Origin of the sequence: Phaeospirillum tilakii, from assembly GCF_042683125.1 — a bacterium.
GTDB lineage: Bacteria > Pseudomonadota > Alphaproteobacteria > Rhodospirillales > Magnetospirillaceae > Phaeospirillum > Phaeospirillum tilakii.
In genome coordinates, this window is sequence record NZ_JBHUIY010000006.1 from 64,724 (window position 1) to 80,421 (window position 15,698).

The window sequence follows — 15,698 nt, forward strand, 5'->3', positions numbered from 1 at the left end:
TTCCTTACTGCTCGGCGGCCGGGGCGGTCTTGACGCCGGCGGGGAACGGCACGCCGTCGGGCAGCTTGCGCTTGACCGCGTCGCGGATCAGCACCCACGAACCCTCATGGCCGGGGACCGAACCCTTGACCAGGATCAGGCCACGGTCGGCGTCGGTCGAAACCACCTGGATGTTCTGGGTGGTGACCTGAACCTCGCCGAGGTGACCGGCCATCTTCTTGCCCTTGAACACCTTGCCGGGGTCCTGGCGCTGACCGGTCGAACCGTGCGAGCGGTGCGACACCGACACGCCGTGGGTGGCTTCGAGGCCGCGGAAGTTCCAGCGCTTCATGACGCCGGCGAAGCCCTTGCCGATGGTGGTGCCGGTGACGTCCACGTACTGGCCGACCAGGAAGTGATCGGCGGACAGCTCGGTGCCGACCGGCAGGACGGCGTCGGCGCTGACGCGGAATTCGGCAAGCTTCTTCTTCGGCTCGACCTTCGCCTTGGCGAAGTTGGCGCGAGCGGGCTTGCTCACGTTCTTCACCTTGGCCTGGCCGGCGCCAAGCTGAACGGCAATGTAGCCGTCGGTTTCCTCAGAGCGGGTCGAGACCACCTGGCAGGTGTCAACCTTCAGCACGGTGACCGGCACGTGGGTGCCGTCCTCGGCGAAGATCCTCGTCATGCCGACCTTCTGGGCGATGAGACCGGATCGCATCGTTGTTGGTTCCTTAGAGCTTGATCTCGACGTCGACACCGGCGGCCAGGTCGAGCTTCATCAGCGCGTCCACGGTCTGCGGGGTCGGATCGACAATGTCCAGCAGGCGCTTGTGCGTGCGAATTTCGAACTGTTCGCGCGACTTCTTGTCGATGTGCGGGCTGCGGTTGACGGTGAACTTCTCGATCCGACTGGGGAGCGGAATCGGTCCGCGCACCTGCGCTCCGGTTCTCTTGGCGGTATTGACGATTTCGCGGGTGCTCTGATCGAGAACGCGATGGTCGAACGCCTTGAGGCGGATGCGGATGTTTTGGCTTTCCATGATGCAAGTCATCCGTCAAATCGGATCGGCGCCCCATCGGGGCGCCGATCGGTGAATCTGGTTCAGTTCAAAGAGCCTCCCGCAGTCAGCCGCTCCCACCCTAGGGGGCCGCTCTTACGGAAAAGGCCGAAGCCGAGGGCCGTCTTATACAGGCAGATCGGCCCCAACGCAAGCACCGCGTTGGCTTTTTCGGGCCGCCGCCCCCGGTTTTTTCGCCCTCGCCGCCGCCCGCCCGGCTCGCCCGCCCTTCCGCGCTAAAAAGGGGAGGATGTTATTAACAAAAACCCGAAATGGGTTGGCGGGCCGGGACCCGAGGGGCGGGCGAATTTGCTTTTCGGCGACGAAGCGGGCATCCTCGCCACAAGGCCCGGTAGCGGGCGGCGGCAGGTGAAGCGAGGGAAAACAGCAAGATGGACGGCGGAGAGGGGAGCGAGCGGACGACGCCGCTCGGAGCGTTCGGCGCGCTGCTGTCCCTGGGTTGGCTCGGCCTGTGTGCCGTCCTGCTGGCGCGCGACCCCGGCTGGGCCGGGCTGGCGGCGCTGCCGGTTCCCGCCTCGGCCGGGCTGGTCGGCGGCCTGTGCCTGCCGCTGGTGGTGCTGTGGACCATCCTGGGGCAGATCGCCCGCGTCCGCGCCCTGAAGGCGCTGGAGCGGGGGCTGCGGGCCGAGCTGGCCGGGCTGACCCTACCGGACGAGGCGGTCGGCCGTCAGGGCGCGGCGGCGGCGACGGTGCTGCGCGATCAGGCCCGCACCCTGGCCGAGGCGGTGACGGCGGCGGCCGGAGTGCGCGACGGGCTGGCCGGACAGATCGGCCGGCTGGAGGGATTGTGCCGCGACGCGGCCCAGGCGGCGGAGCGGCTCGACGCGGCGGCGCAGGCGGCGACCCAGGCGGCCCAGGGCGCGGAAGGCACGGTGCGGGGCGAGGCGGAGCGGCTGGAAGGCAGTCTCGCCGGGTTCGGCGCCGGGCTCGACCGCGCGGTGGACCGGCTGGGGGCGCTGGGCGAGCAGGCCGGCCTTCAGGCCGAGCGGCTGAGCCAGACCGCCGCCGACGCGGCCGACCGGGTCGAGGCGGTGGTGTCGCAGGGGGCCGAACTGGATCAGGCGGCCAAGCGGCTGGATGAACAGGCGGCGCGGCTGGCGGCGGCGCTGACGGCGCGGGCGGCCGGGCTGGATCAGGCCGGGGCGCGGGCGGCGGAGCGGGCCGGCGAGGCCGAGGCGGCGCTGGCGGCGCGGGCCGAAAGCACCGCCGCGATCATCGAGGCGGCGGCGGCGCGGATCGGGGTGATCGTCGCGGCGATCGCCCGCATCGAGGACAAGGTCGGCACCCTGATCGAGCGCGGCGGCGCCGATCTGGCCCAGCTCGGCGCCGCGCTGGAGCGGGCGGCCGGCCAGGGGCAGGCGGCGGCCGAGGCGCTGCGCCTGCCGGTCGAATCGCTCGGCCAGAGCGCGGAGCGGGCGGCGATCCAGGCCGAATCGGTGCGCCAGAGCCTGAGCCAGCAGACCGCCGACCTGACCGAGGCGGCGCGGGTGGTGGCGGGACAGGCCCGGCTGTCGGGCGAGGCGCTCGGCCAGCAATCGCGCGCCCTGGTGGCGACCGCCGATCAGGTGATGGGCAAGGTCAAGGCCACGGTCGAGGCGCTGCGCCAGGGCGGCGACGAACTGGAGGGGATCCTCGGCCGGGCCGCGATCGATCTCGACACGGTGGGCGAGGCGCTGCGCCAGCGCGGCGACGAGGTCGGCCACGCCGCCAGCCGCGCCAATGCCGAGACGCTGGAGGTGGCGGAGACGCTGGAGGCCCGGGCGGAACAGCTCGGGCTGGTCGGCGCCACCCTGCACCAGAAGCTGCGCGAGGCGGGCGAAGGACTGCGCCAGCAGGCGGAACGGATGGCGGCGGCGGCCGGACAGGCCGAAACCGCGGTGGCCGGCGTCGCCGAGACGGTGCGCGGCCAGACCCAGGCGCTGGCGCGCGGCGCCGACGACGCCACCGACCTGCTGCGCGGCTTCGGCCAGACCATCCAGCGCAGCGCGCTCGATCTGGCCGAGGCGGCGCGACAGGTGCAGAGCCAGGCCCAGGCGGCGGCGGCGGCGCTCGACGGGGTCGGCGCCGGCTTCGACGCCGGCATCGCCCAGGCCGCCGGTCAGATCACCACCGCCGGCGAGATCCTCGATGCCGGGCTGCGGGCGCTGTCGGCCACCGCGACCCGGATCGACGAGATGCTGCGCGGCAGCGGCGACGGGCTGCGCCGGGCCGCCGCCGAGGCCGAGGCCGACGCCGCCCGCGCCGCTGGCGCCGTCGCCACCGCCTTCGAATCCGCGCGCGGCCATGCCGCCGAGATCGCCGGCGAGGGCGATCGCCTCGCCGAACGGGCCGGCGCGGTGACGGCGGCCTTCTCCCGTCAGGTGGCGGCGATCACCGAGGCCTCGACCCTGGCCGAGACCCGCGCCCGCGAACTGGAGGCCAAATGCGCCGCGATCGCGCTCGAATCGGTGCTCGACCGCGCCGGGATCCTGCTTGAGCGGCTGCAATCGCTGTCGATCGACCTCGCCCGGGTGTTCAACGTCGCCATCGATGAGAAGATGTGGAAGGAGTTCCACGCCGGCGACCACACCCTGTTCCTGCGCAAGCTGCCGCGCAACCTCGACCGCCACCAGATCGCCGCCGTGCGCGCCCGCTATCAGGACGACAGCGAGTTCCGCGAATATGTCGATCGCTACCTGACCGAGTTCGACGCCCTGCTCGCCCAGGCCCGCGACTGCGACCATCGCGACGTGCTGGTCGCCACCTTCCACTCCTCCGAGGTCGGCCGGATCTATCTGGTCCTGGCCCGCGCCCTCGGCCGCCTCGACTGACCGGGTGGGCTGCCGCCCACGCCCGCCCGGGGCGATGCCCCGGACCCCCTTTGTTTTCATCGATCAGCACGGGGGTCGGGGAGCTTTGCGCCCCGGGCGGGCCGCCTGACTCTCCGATGCGGCGCCCATAATAATAAGGACGCGCCGATCAAATCAAAACGCGGCATTGTCGGCAATTTCACACATCGTTCACAAGATGTTTACATGCCGATGGCCGTGGTTTTTGTTGGCGCCGCTTCGGGGTGGGGGTAGAGTTCTGATCGACCCGGGGCGGAAAAGGAGGCGGTGATGGCCTTGTCCGAGACCACTTTGACGCTGGATGCGGTGCTGGCGGAAAAGGAGGCGCTCGACCTCCGTCTCGACGAGGCGTTGCGCGCCTTCGCCACCTTCGAGGAAGAAATGAATCACCGCTGGCGCGACGCCGACGCCAGCGCGCGGCAGGCGCTGCTGGCCGAGCGGGCCCAGGTGGAGGAATCGCTCGGCATCGTCGCCCTGGTCGATCGGCTCGACCAGATCCGCGACCTGCTGGCCCGGTTGCGCGGCACCGCCTGATGCCGGGCGGTATCAGCGGTCAGGCGGCGGTGGCGGCCTCGTAGGCGGCGACCACTTCGGCGGCGGGGCCGAGGGCGCGGATCCGGCCGTGATCGAGCCACAAGGCCTTGGTGCAGTGCGACAGGATCTCGCTCATGCCGTGATTGGCGAACACGGTGATCGCGGTGCGCGCATGCAGTTCGCGCATCCGCTGTTCCGCCCGGATCCGGAACCCGGAATCGCCGGCGCTGAACACCTCGTCGAGCAACAGGATCTCGGGATGCTGGGCGGTCATCAGGGCGAAGGACAGCCGCAGCTGCATCCCGGCGGAATAGGTTTTGACCGGCAGATCGAGGAACGGCCCCAATTCGGTGAAATCCGCGATCTCGGCCACCAGCGCGGCGCGGCTGGGCAGGCCGAGCAGCACCCGGGCGCGGTCGATGTTCTCGTAGCCGGTCATCTCGCCGTCGAGGATCGCGCCGAGGCTGAGCAGCGCGGCGGTGCTGCCCTCGATCACCGCCCGGCCGGCGGTGGGCTCGCGCAGCCCGGCCAGCACCCGGATCAGGGTGGTCTTGCCGGCGCCGTTGCCGCCGATCAGGCCGAGGCGGTCGCCGTCCTCCAGCCGCAGGTCGATGCCGTCGAGGGCGCGCACCTCGACCACGCCGCGCCGCTGGCGCGCAATGGCGCCGCCGACCGCGAGGCGGGCCAGCGAATGGCGGAACGAACGGGCGGCGCCGTCATAGACCGGGAAATCGACCGTCACCCCGTCAAGCTGGATCCGGGCCATCGCGTCACAACCAGTAGGGAATGCGGCGGCGGCAGGCGGCGAACAGCGCCAGCGCCGCCAGATTGAGCCCGACCGCCAGCCCGAGCGCGATCAGCACGCTGGGGCGGGGCAACATCTCGCCGAACAGCGGGGCGCGCACCAGGGTCAGCAGATGGTGGACCGGGTTGATCTCGACCCACCATTTGCTGGCCAGCGGCAGATCCTCGGGCCGCCACATGATCGGGGTCATGAAGAAGGTCATCTGGCCGATCACCTCGATCACCGGGCCCAGGTCGCGAAAACGCGCCCCCAGCACCGCCAGCAGCACCGTCACCGGAAACAGCACCGCGCCGAGCAGCAGCAGGCTGAGCGGCAATTGCAGCAGCGCCGGCCCCAGCCGCCCGCCCAGCACCAGATAGGCCACCACCGCCACCGCCAGGGTGTGGACGTAGATCAGCAGATGGCGCACCAGGACCCGCAGGACGTGGCTGAGCAGGGGCATGCGCAGGGCGTTGATGACGTGCTGGGCCTCGATGAACACCCGGGGGCCTTCCGCCGCCGCCCCGAACAGCAAGCCCCAGGTCACCAGCCCGAGGGCGAGATAGGGCAGATAATAGCGGACGTCGGTCTTCAGCACCGCGCTGAACAGCATGCCGAGAAAGACGAAGGTCGCCGCCTGACTGACGCTGATCCACAGCGGACCGAGCAGGGTGCGGCGGTAGCGGATCAGGATGTCCTGGAGCCCCAGCCCCCACCAGACCCGCCAGCCGACCAGCGCGGCGGCCAGATCGCGGCCCGCCGCGCCCAGGGCCGCCCCCAGCCGAACCCGCGCGGGCAGGGAGGAGGCAACGGGGCTCATGGCGATACTCGCGACCGGAGAAGACTGGGTTCGGTTTGTTTCACATCTCGCCCCCGAAATCATCAGGAAATGCTCCCGACCGGCCGCAACCGGGGCGCCGCCCGAGGCCAAGGCCCCCCCGCCTCGGTCGCGGCCGGCTTGCCCGATCGCCGCCACGGTGTAGACTGACCGGGCGCCACCCGTGGCGCCGGCAACGGAGGAGCGATGGCCAGGGGACAACGGGCAATGGCGGCGATCGCGGCCGACGGGGGCGCCCCGGCGCTGAGCGCGCCGCTGGCGCTGGCCGGAATCGAGTTGCGCCGCCGGCAGGGAAGCGACGAGGCCTTTCTCGCCGCGCTGTTCGCGGCGGTGCGCGGGCCGATGCTGGCCGGCACCGGCTGGCCGCCGGCGCGGCGGCAGGCCTTTTTGCGCGAGCAATTCGCCCTGCAGACCCGCCATTACGCCCGCGCCTTCCCCGGCCTGTGGCCGGGCATCGTCGAACAGGGCGGCCGGCCGGTCGGCCGGCTTTATCTGTGGCGGCGGCCGGACGACATCCGCGTCGTCGATATCGCCCTGCTGCCCGAGGCCAGCGGGCGCGGCCTCGGCGGCGAATTGCTGCGGTGCGTGCTGGCCGAGGCGGCGGCAAGCGGACGCAGCGTCAGCCTGCATGTCGATCTGACCAACCCGGCGCAGCGTCTGTACCACCGGCTCGGCTTCCGTCCCGAGGGCGAGGCGACCTTCCCCGACCAATTGCTGCGCTGGCGCCCCCCCGTCGCGGCGGCGCCCGATCTCGCCTGAGCGGCGACGAGAGGGGACCAGGGCGGCGCCCTCCTTGTGGCGCGCGCCCCACCACCGCCGCCAGGGACGTTGCGGATCGCAAGGCGAGCCGATAGAGTTGTGAGGCGGGGCGATGCGGGAAGGAAGGGTTGTGGCGAATGGCCTGCCAGGTTTGCTCCGGCGCGCTGCTGATGTGCAGCTTCGGCACCGCGCCAAGCTCGCTCGCGGTGCTGCCGACCAACCGCACCTTCGCCGGCGGCCCGGTGGCGGCGACGATCATGGATTACGCGCCGATGGTCAACATCCTGCCCTTCGCGCTGTGCACCAGCCTCGCCAACCCGATGGTGGCCTCGGCCACCGCGGCGGCGCTCGGGGTGCTGACGCCGATGCCCTGCCTCCCCGCCACCGCCGCCCCCTGGATGCCGGGCACCCCCACCGTGCTGATCGGCTCGATGCCGGCGCTCGACGACACCAGCAAGCTGATGTGCTCCTATGCCGGGGTGATCCAGATCACCTTCGCCGGGCAGGTCACGGTGCAGATCCCCTGATGACCGCCCGCCGCCCCGCCCTCCCCGCCCTGTTGCTGGCCGCGCTGCTGGCCACCGTCGCGGCCGGCTGCGGCCCCCGGCTGGTGGCGCTCGATCAGGTGACGATCCACGCCGCCCCCGACGCCAACGCCAACAACGCGGTGGCGATCGATCTGGTGCTGGCCGACGATCCCGCCCTCGACGCCACCCTCGCCACCCTGCCGGCCGGCGAATGGTTCCGCCGCCGCGCCCAACTCCTGCGCGACTTCCCCGAGGGGGTGAGCGTGCTGTCGTGGGAACTGGTGCCCGGGCAGCGGATCAGCGCGCCGGTCCGGCGCAAGGCCGCCGGAGTCTATCTCTTCGCCGCCTATGCCAGCCCGGGCGACCACCGCACCCGGCTGGGCTTCGACCGATCGGAGGTGACCGTCACCTTGCAAGCCGACGATTTCGTCCTCGACGCCGCCGACAGGGCCGAGTGAGGCCATGACCGAGTTCTGCGACATCCCCGAGCCGGTGCAGTGGCACGAGGGCATGCTGCTCGCCCCCCAGCATTTCCAGCAATCCTGGCTGCGGTCGGAGGCGCTGCTCGGCCACGCCTTGGGCGAGACCGGGCTGTTCCCGTGGGGGGTGCGGCGGCTGTCGATCGACCGCGCCCTGCTGGCCGGCGGCCGGCTGCGCCTGCTGGTGGTCGAGGCGCTGCTGCCGGACGGGCTGGCGGTGCTGCACCCGCGCGAGGGCGATCCGTTCCTCGAACTCGACCTCGCCCCGCTGAAGGGCGAACTGGCCCAGGCGGCGATGACGGTCCACCTCACCCTGCCGCGCGAGCATCCCCGCCCCGAGCCGGGCGAGACCCGGCGCTGGCGCTCGGTCGAGGGCGCCCCGGTCGCCGACGCCAACACCGGCGAGGGCGAGGTGGCGATGCCCCGGCTGCGCCCGGCCCTCGGCCTCGCCGTCACCCCCGGCCCGCTGGCGCCGCCGTCGCGCCGCTTCGTCTCGCTGCCGCTGGCGCGGATCGGCTTCCGCGACGACGCCTTCACCCTCGAACCCTACGCCCCGCCGCGCACCGACTTCCCCGCCGGCAGCGACCTCGCGGTGCTGACCGCCTCGGTCGCCCAGCGCCTGCGCGAGCGCGCCGCCGCCCTGGCCGACCGCCTGCTGGCCGCGCCGGGGGCCGAGCCGCCCGGCGGCGGACCGCTCGACGCGCTGAAGGCGATGGTCGGCGCCCTGCCCCGGCTGGAGGCGCTGCTGCTGGCCGAGCGGGTCCATCCCTTCCTGGTCTATCTCGCCCTGTGCGACCTGTCGGGCGCGCTGGCCTGGCTGGGCGGCCAGCCGGTGCCGCCGCCGCCGCCGCCCTATCATCATGACGACCCCCTGCCCGCCTTCGCCACCCTGGTCCATTTCCTGCTGCGGATGATCGAGCGGGTGCGCGAGGGCTACCGCGTCCACCGCTTCCGCCGGGTCGGCGACAACCGCTTCGCCCTGACGCTGGAGGCCGGGATGATCGGCGCGGGCGGATTGGTGATCGGCGCCCGCGCCGGCGCCGGTGCCCCGGTGGCCGAACTGCACGCCTGGCTGGCCGAGGCGCTGATCGGCAGCCGGGCGGCGATGCCGACGATCAGCCAGCGCCGCCTGCGCGGCGCCGCCCGCGTCCGGATCGAGGCGGCCGAGGATCTCGGGCTGGTGCCGCCGCCGGGGATGGCCCTGATCCGGGTGGTGGCCGATCCCGATTTCGTCCTGCCCGACCAGCCGTTCGAGCTGGCCGGCAGCGGCAACGAACCGGCCGAACTGCTGCTTTACACCGCCGAAGCGCCGGGTGGCCCGGCGGCGGGGACGGCATGAGCGGGCCGCCCCGCCCGCTGCCCCAGGCGAAGAAGGCGATCGACCGCTTCCTCGCCTTCCACGCCGAACTGGTCGCGGTCAAACGGCTGGCCGACGCGATGGTGGCGCCCGACGGTGAGGTCGGCGCGGCCGGAACCGCCGCCCCAGCCGACGCGCCCCCCGGCGACGCCCCGCCCGCCGCCTTGGCCGAGACGGGCGGCGACATGGGCGGCGAGCCCGCCCCGCCCCCGGCGACGATCGACCTGTTCCTGCGGCTGCGGGTGGCGATCTGCCCGCAGGGCACCCCGACCCCGGTGCCGGACGGCACCGTCGATATCGGCTACGTGATGGCGGCGCTGGGCGACGAGGCGCTACTGCTCGACGTCGAATGGCCGGGACGGTCGCAATGGCTGGGCCTGCTGCTGGAACAGTCGCTCTACGGCACCCGGCTGGCGGGGGAAAGGATCTTCGATCTGGCCGAGCAGCTGATCGACGGCCGCCTCCCCGGCCGGCCCGACCTTGCCGCCGCGATCCTGATCGCCCTGTCGCTCGGCTTTCGCGGCAAGCTGCGCGGGCGCGGCGCCGAGGCCGAGATCGCCCGGATGCGGCGGGGGCTGTACGAACTGGCCTACACCCAGCCGCCACCGCGCCGGATCGACTGGAGCGCCGCCTTCGCCGCCGCCGCCGAGCCGGTGCTGCCGGGCGAGCGGATGCGGCCGCTGCCCCGCCTCGCCCCGTGGCTGGGCGGGATCGGGCTGGTGCTGGCGCTGTACCTCGCCGCCTCGTCGCTGGTGTGGTGGCAGGCGACACGGCCGGCGCTGGGGCTGGCCGACCGGATCCGCATCCTGGGCGGAGGGGGGTCATGACCCCGGCCGCCGCCGCCGCGCCCGGCTGGCTGCCGGTGCTGCTGCTGGGGCTGCTGGTGCTGCTGCTGATCGCCCTGGCGGTGGCCGCGATCGTGCTGTGGCGCCGCCACCGCGCCGCCCGGGACAAGGCGCCGCCGCCGACCCCCGCCCGGGCGTTGCGGCGGCAGGTGCGGCAGGCGCTCGGCACCCTGGCCCGGCTGGGCGATGCCGGGGCCGATCCCTATGCGGTGCCGTGGATCGTCGCCCTCGGCGCCGAGGGGGCCGACACCCCCCGCCTGCTGGCGGCGATCGACTCCGCCGCTCCGGCCGAGGCCAGCGTCATTCCCGGCGCCGGGGCGGTGCATTTCCTGCCCCAGGGCGCGGTGTTCCATGCCGGCGACAGCCTGATCGAGCGGCCGGGCGGACTCGACCACTGGCGCCAGCTGGTGCGGCTGCTGGCGGAGTGCCGGCCGCACCGGCCGCTCGACGGATTGGTGGTGGTGCTGCCGGCCGACGCCCTGTCCGGGCCGGCGGCGCTGCCGTTCGACCGGGTGGCCGAGTGGGGCGCCCGCCTCTGCACCCTGATCGCCGCCGCCCAAGGCCTGACCGGGCTGCGGGTGCCGGTCTCGATCGTGATCGATCGCTGCGACCGCCTGCCCGGACTGGCCGCCCTGATCGGCGCCCTGCCCGAGGCGGCGCGCGACGCCCCGCTCGGCTGGGCCAACCCTTACGCGCTGGAGACCGCCTTCCAGCCCGACTGGGCCGATCAGGCGGTCGAGACCGTCGCCGCCGGCCTGTCCGACCTCGGCATCCAGCTGCTGCTGGGCGAGACCGCCCCGGCCGATCCCGATCCGCTGCTGCTGGCGCCGTCCGAGGTGCGGGCCCTGCTGCCGCGGCTCAAGCCGCTGCTGGCGGCGATGTTCCAGCCTTCGGCCTATCACGAGGCCTTCCTGTTCCGGGGGCTGTTCCTGGCCGGAGCGAGCGACGACGAGGGACCGGGGCAGGCCTTCGTCCCCGGCCTGTTCAATCACCGCGTCTTCCGCGAATTCCAGCTGGTGCGGCCGGTGCGCGGGCTGCTGACCCGCCGCACCCGCCGGCTGCGGCTGACCCAGGCGGCGCTGGCGGCCAGCCTGCTGGCGGCGGCGGCCGGGCTGACCGCGCTGGCGGTGGGGGCGCCGCGCCGGGCCTTCTCGTTCGAGACCCTGCTGACCACCATCCAGTCCGACCTGACCCACCGCCGCCAGAGCGTGCAGCGGCTCGACATCGACGCGGTGCGCGGCGCGGCCAGCCGGCTGCTGCAGGGGCTGGCCCGGCTCGACGTCGAGACCGTCACCACCCCGCTGGCGCCGCTGGCCTATCTCTACAATCCCGACCACGACTTGATCGAGGCGATCGCCATCGGCTACGGCGCGATCGTCGTCTCCGAGATGCACCGCCGGTTCGAGACCCGGCTCGACGACATCCTGACCGGTCCGGCCGACCTGCCGGACGGCGGCGACCCGATCGACTCGCTGGCCCGCACCGTCGATGCCCTGGCCGAGTTCGACGACGTCTACCGCACCTATCAGGACCTGCCCCAACTGCGCAGCTCGGCGGCGCTCGACAAGGTGGCGGGCTACACCCTCGCCCTCAGCCTGGGCGACACGTTCCAGCAGAACGACCGCACCTATCGCGAGGCGATGGGGATAACCTCGATGCCGGCGCTCGACCATGCCCGGCAGACCATCGGCGCGGCGCTGCGCCGCCAGTTCGCCGCCGCCTATCAGGCGAAGTTCGACATCGGCGCGCTGCGCCGCCGGCTCGACCGCATCGCCGTGCTGAGCCGGGGCGGCGACCGGGCGATGGCGCCGCTCGACCTGCTGGTCGATCTGCGCGGCCAGCTCCAGGCGATCGGCGACGACCTCGATTCCCACAATTACGGCTGGATCAACGGCGAGGGCGCCGACCTCGGCCCGCGCCTCAACGGGCTGCTCGACCGCCTCGCCGGCCTGCAACTGGTCGAAGGCGGCGACGTCGCCGCCCTCCGGGCGATGGGGGAAGAGCAGATCCGCACCGCCCGCCGCACCCTGATCGACACCCTGTCGCGCCAGTCGCTGCCGCAGATCCGGGTCGAGGGCGGCAAGGTGGTGCTGGCCGACTCGCTGGCCGCGCTCAAGCAGCAGCTCGACGCGCTGATGGCCCATCCGGTGATGAGCGAGCCGCTGGCCGGCCCGGCCGAGCTGCGCACCGGGGCGCGGCCGCTGCTGTGGGATCTGCCCGGGCTGAAGCAGGCGACGCGGCTGACCGAGGACCAGATTACCCTGATCGCCGCCGACCTGCCCCGCTTCCCGCCCGCCTTGGCCGGGGTGGTCGAGCGGGCGGCGACCGAGCAGGCCGGCCTGCGCATCACCGCCGCGATCGCCGCCGCCGCCCAGCCGGCCGAGCGGGTGCTGACCGGCCCCTATCAGATGGATACCGAGCTGAAGGCGCTGATCGGGGTGCAGCAGCCGCTGACCGGGCTGGCCGACCAATTGTTCCAGGCCCGGCTCGACCGCGTCGCCCTGCGGCTGGGCGACACGGTGCAGACCCAGGCGCTCCGCCTGCTGGGCGAGATCGACCGGCTGTCGGCCGGACTGATCCTGACCGCCGCCCCGCCCGATTTCTCCTGGTGGGACGGCAGCCTGCCGGTGGCGGCCCGCGCCTTCCGCGCCAGCAGCCTGCCCGAGCTGTCGCTGACGCTGGAGGGCGAGCGCGAGGTGCTGACCCGGCTGTCGCGCGACGGGGCCGAGCCGCTGCTGCGGCTGATCGCCACCTTCGCCGCCGAGGACGGCAACCGTCCGCTGGTGGCGAAATGGCAGGGCATCGCCCGGGCGATCGCCCGCGACGGGCAGAAGGACCAGAACGCCTCGCTGCGCCAGCTCGAAAACTTCATCCTGACCGCGATCGACCGGCTCGACCCGGCCCAGTGCCGCGCCCTGGCCGCCGCGCCGCCGACCCCGGGCGGCGACCTGTTCGCGCTCGAACTCGACCGGCTGAAGGCCAATCTCGGCCAGCGTTGCGTCGCCCTCGCCGGCGAGCGGATCCGCGCCCGCTACGCCGAGATCCAGACCCTGTTCAACCAGACCCTGGCCCGCCGCTTCCCGTTCTCGGCCGATGCCCGGCCCGAGGCGCCGCGCGCCGAGGCGCTGGCGGTGCGGCGCTTCTTCTGGGCGCTCGATCAGGCGCCGCTGCCGGCCCGCGCCGAGCTGGCCGCCGCCGCCGGCGGCCCGGCCGCCGATTTCGCCGCCGCCCTGACCGCCGCCGAGACCGCGCTGGCGCCGATGCTGGTCGATCCCACCCTCGACCAGCCGCTGGCCTATGCCGTCAGCGCCGAATTCCGCGCCAACCCCGCCAATGACAGCGGCGGCAATCAGGTGATCGAATGGACGCTGGAGTGCGGCCCCGGTCAGGGGCTGTCGTCGCGCGATCCGAAAAAGAGCGTGGTGTGGTCGAGCGGCCAGCCGGTGCGGCTGTCGGTGCGCTTCGCCGCCAACGCCCCCGGCATCCCCGCCGCCGATCCGCAGGGGCGCTATCGCGTCGATGGCGCCACCGCGCGGTGGGAAGCCAATGATCCCTGGGCGCTGCTGTCGCTGATCGCGGCGCAGGGAATCGGGGATGGCCAGGGCTTCGACCTCGCCGACCGCCGGCCCCATCTGCTCGGCCTCGACGTCGAGCTTCAGCGCAACCCCGCCGCCGCCCCCGGTGCCGCCCTGCTGCCGCACGCCCGGCTCTATCTCCGCCTCGGCCTCGATGCGGTGATCCGCCGCCCCGGCAAGCCGGAGGAACGCAGCCCGCTGCTGCTGCCGGTCTTCCCCGTCGCCGCCCCCGGCGCCGAGGGGGGCGCGCCGCAAAGGCTCGAACCCTGACGCGGGGCCGCCGCCCCGGCCCCGCCCGGAGGCGGGCGCCTCCGGACCTCTCCTTTTTTCAGGTAAGAGGGGAGGAGGAGGCATCGCCCCGGCGGCGGAGCCCGCGCCGACAGCGATGGTCGCAACGCACGGATTGGGCTACACTCACCCGACCGACGCCACTCCGGGGACCGGTCATGGCCAACAGCGTCAACGGTTATGTGACCATCCAGGTCGGGGTTGCCAACGGCCAGCGCCGCCTTCCCCCCTCCGGGACCCTCAGCGAGACCGAACGCAACCGGCAGGCGAAGCGCCTGCGCAAGGAAGGCTATTCCTATCGCCGCATCGCCGCCGCGCTGGGGATGAGCTACGCCGCGGTCTGTCACCTGCTCGACGGCGAGGAGGGACGGGCCCCGGTGACGCCGCTGTCCTACCGTCCGCCGTCGCCGCCGCCGTCCCCCCCGGTCCCGGCCGGGATCGCGGTGGCGCCGCCGCCGGACAGCCTGCCGACCGGCACGGCGCGGCTGGAGGAAATGGCGGCGGAGATCCATCAGTTGCGGCAGCGGCTCGATCTGGTGCTGGCCCAGAACGAGGGGCAGCGCCAGGGACTGGCCCGGCTGGAACGGACCCTGGTGGCGACGGTGCAGAGCGAAAACCGCGCGCTGGGGGAAAGGATCACCGGCTCGGTGCGCAGCCTGCTGGAACGGTTGATGCCGGCGGCGCTGCGGGCGCGGGCCGCCGCCGGGGAAGGATGTGGCGATGAGCCCGGCTGAGACGGCGCGCCGCCCGGCGGTGGCGCTCGACCCCGAGGCGATCCTCGCCCCGCTGGCGGGGCCAAGCCCGGCCGGACCGGACCTCGGCGAGGCGGTGCCCGGCCCGTTCGCGGCGGTGGCCGAGGCCCGGCGCGAGGATGACAGCCTCGACCAGGGGGTATGGGTGCGCGACCGCAAGCTGGCCGACTGGTCGGCGGTGGTGGCGCTGTGCCAGGAGGCGCTGGCCACCCGCACCAAGGATCTGCGCCTGCTGGCCTGGCTGGTCGAGGCGCTGGTCGAGCGCGACGGCTTTGCCGCCCTCGCCCCCGGCCTCGACCTGATCGAGCGGTTCTGCCAGACCTTCTGGCCCGACCTGCATCCGGCGATCGACAGCGACGGCGACCTCACCGCCCGGGTCAACGTCATTTCCTGGCTCAATTCCCGCCTGCCGCCGCTGCTGCGGACCAAGCCGGTGACCGCCTCGGGCTTCGCCGAGCCGGTGCGGCTGACCTGGGGCGATTACGAGATGGCCCGGCTCTATCAGGCGCGCGGCGCCCAGGGCCCCAGCCTGACCGCGTTCCAGGCCAGCGCCGACGCCACCCCGCTCGACCAGCTCGACCGGCTGCGCCGGCAGATCGGCGCCGGGCTCGAGGCGACCGAGCGGCTCGACCACAGCCTCGACGCGCTGTGCGGCAGCGAGGCGCCCTCCCTGGTTGACCTCAAGACCCTGCTCGGCGACATGATGGCCTGGCTCGACGCCACCCTGCCGCCGCCCCGCCCCGCCGCCGCCGAGACCGAGCCGATGGAAGACGAGTCCCCCGCCCCGCCGCCCCCGCCCCCGCCGGCCCGCCGCGACGGCGCCGCCACCATCGCCAGCCGCGAGGACGCCTATCGCCGCCTCGCCGAGGTGGCCGACTATCTGATGCGGGCCGAACCGCACAGCCCGGCCCCCTACGTCCTGCGCCGGGTGCTGGCCTGGAGCAACATGCCGCTCCAGGAAGTGCTGCTGGAAATGGCCAGTGGACGCAATGATCTCTCCTCGATTCTTGACCTCATATCATTCCGCGAGTGAGTCCGTATGATGCCGCCAAAGGGTTTGACATTCATTCGGTC

Annotated in this window: 14 protein-coding genes; 10 read left to right on the top strand and 4 right to left on the bottom strand. The window is 73.2% G+C overall.

What is annotated here, in order from left to right:
- Positions 1-4: 4 nt before the first annotated feature.
- Complete coding sequence (rplC, locus tag ACFSNB_RS04830) at positions 5-697, bottom strand: 50S ribosomal protein L3 (RefSeq protein ID WP_377314904.1); 693 nt, start codon at positions 695-697, stop codon at positions 5-7.
- 13 nt (positions 698-710) lie between these two features.
- The gene (gene rpsJ, locus ACFSNB_RS04835; RefSeq protein WP_002725423.1) at positions 711-1,019 is read right to left on the bottom strand and encodes a 30S ribosomal protein S10; all 309 of its coding nucleotides are present in this window, start codon (positions 1,017-1,019) and stop codon (positions 711-713) included.
- 410 nt (positions 1,020-1,429) lie between these two features.
- Here rpsJ and ACFSNB_RS04840 point away from each other — a divergent pair, with 410 nt between their 5' ends.
- Both ACFSNB_RS04840 and ACFSNB_RS04845 read left to right on the top strand, forming a co-directional pair.
- On the top strand, positions 1,430-3,868 hold the full coding sequence (locus ACFSNB_RS04840) for a coiled-coil domain-containing protein (RefSeq protein WP_377314905.1): 2,439 nt from the start codon (positions 1,430-1,432) through the stop codon (positions 3,866-3,868).
- A 288-nt stretch (positions 3,869-4,156) separates the two neighbouring features.
- Positions 4,157-4,420, top strand: coding sequence for a hypothetical protein (locus tag ACFSNB_RS04845; RefSeq protein WP_377314906.1), 264 nt, complete (start codon positions 4,157-4,159; stop codon positions 4,418-4,420).
- 19 nt (positions 4,421-4,439) lie between these two features.
- Here the strand turns inward: ACFSNB_RS04845 and ACFSNB_RS04850 are convergent, their stop codons facing one another.
- Together ACFSNB_RS04850 and ACFSNB_RS04855 are read right to left on the bottom strand one after the other, a co-directional pair.
- Entirely contained in the window at positions 4,440-5,186 is a 747-nt protein-coding gene (locus tag ACFSNB_RS04850; protein WP_377314907.1) for an ABC transporter ATP-binding protein, read from the bottom strand.
- Positions 5,187-5,190: 4 nt separating this feature from the next.
- Positions 5,191-6,024, bottom strand: a complete 834-nt coding sequence (locus ACFSNB_RS04855; RefSeq protein WP_377314908.1) for an ABC transporter permease — start codon at positions 6,022-6,024, stop codon at positions 5,191-5,193.
- 225 nt (positions 6,025-6,249) lie between these two features.
- Here ACFSNB_RS04855 and ACFSNB_RS04860 point away from each other — a divergent pair, with 225 nt between their 5' ends.
- The 8 genes from ACFSNB_RS04860 (at position 6,250) to tssA (ending at position 15,657) form a co-directional block, all read left to right on the top strand.
- On the top strand, positions 6,250-6,801 hold the full coding sequence (locus tag ACFSNB_RS04860; RefSeq protein ID WP_377314909.1) for a GNAT family N-acetyltransferase: 552 nt from the start codon (positions 6,250-6,252) through the stop codon (positions 6,799-6,801).
- Between the two features lie 137 nt (positions 6,802-6,938).
- The gene (locus ACFSNB_RS04865) at positions 6,939-7,328 is read left to right on the top strand and encodes a DUF4280 domain-containing protein (protein ID WP_377314910.1); all 390 of its coding nucleotides are present in this window, start codon (positions 6,939-6,941) and stop codon (positions 7,326-7,328) included.
- On the top strand, positions 7,328-7,786 hold the full coding sequence (locus ACFSNB_RS04870) for a hypothetical protein (RefSeq protein WP_377314911.1): 459 nt from the start codon (positions 7,328-7,330) through the stop codon (positions 7,784-7,786). The genes ACFSNB_RS04865 and ACFSNB_RS04870 overlap by 1 nt, the downstream gene beginning before the upstream one ends.
- Positions 7,787-7,790: 4 nt before the next feature.
- A complete protein-coding gene (gene tssK, locus ACFSNB_RS04875) occupies positions 7,791-9,146 on the top strand; it encodes a type VI secretion system baseplate subunit TssK (RefSeq protein WP_377314912.1) in 1,356 nt (451 codons plus the stop codon).
- Complete coding sequence (locus tag ACFSNB_RS04880; protein ID WP_377314913.1) at positions 9,143-9,991, top strand: DotU family type IV/VI secretion system protein; 849 nt, start codon at positions 9,143-9,145, stop codon at positions 9,989-9,991. Before tssK ends, ACFSNB_RS04880 begins: the two co-directional genes overlap by 4 nt.
- Positions 9,988-13,854: a type VI secretion system protein gene (locus ACFSNB_RS04885; RefSeq protein WP_377314914.1), complete on the top strand. Its 3,867-nt coding sequence runs from the start codon at positions 9,988-9,990 to the stop codon at positions 13,852-13,854. The genes ACFSNB_RS04880 and ACFSNB_RS04885 overlap by 4 nt, the downstream gene beginning before the upstream one ends.
- A 176-nt stretch (positions 13,855-14,030) precedes the next feature.
- Complete coding sequence (locus tag ACFSNB_RS04890) at positions 14,031-14,606, top strand: helix-turn-helix domain-containing protein (RefSeq protein ID WP_377314915.1); 576 nt, start codon at positions 14,031-14,033, stop codon at positions 14,604-14,606.
- On the top strand, positions 14,593-15,657 hold the full coding sequence (gene tssA / locus ACFSNB_RS04895; RefSeq protein WP_377314916.1) for a type VI secretion system protein TssA: 1,065 nt from the start codon (positions 14,593-14,595) through the stop codon (positions 15,655-15,657). Before ACFSNB_RS04890 ends, tssA begins: the two co-directional genes overlap by 14 nt.
- Positions 15,658-15,698: the final 41 nt, after the last annotated feature.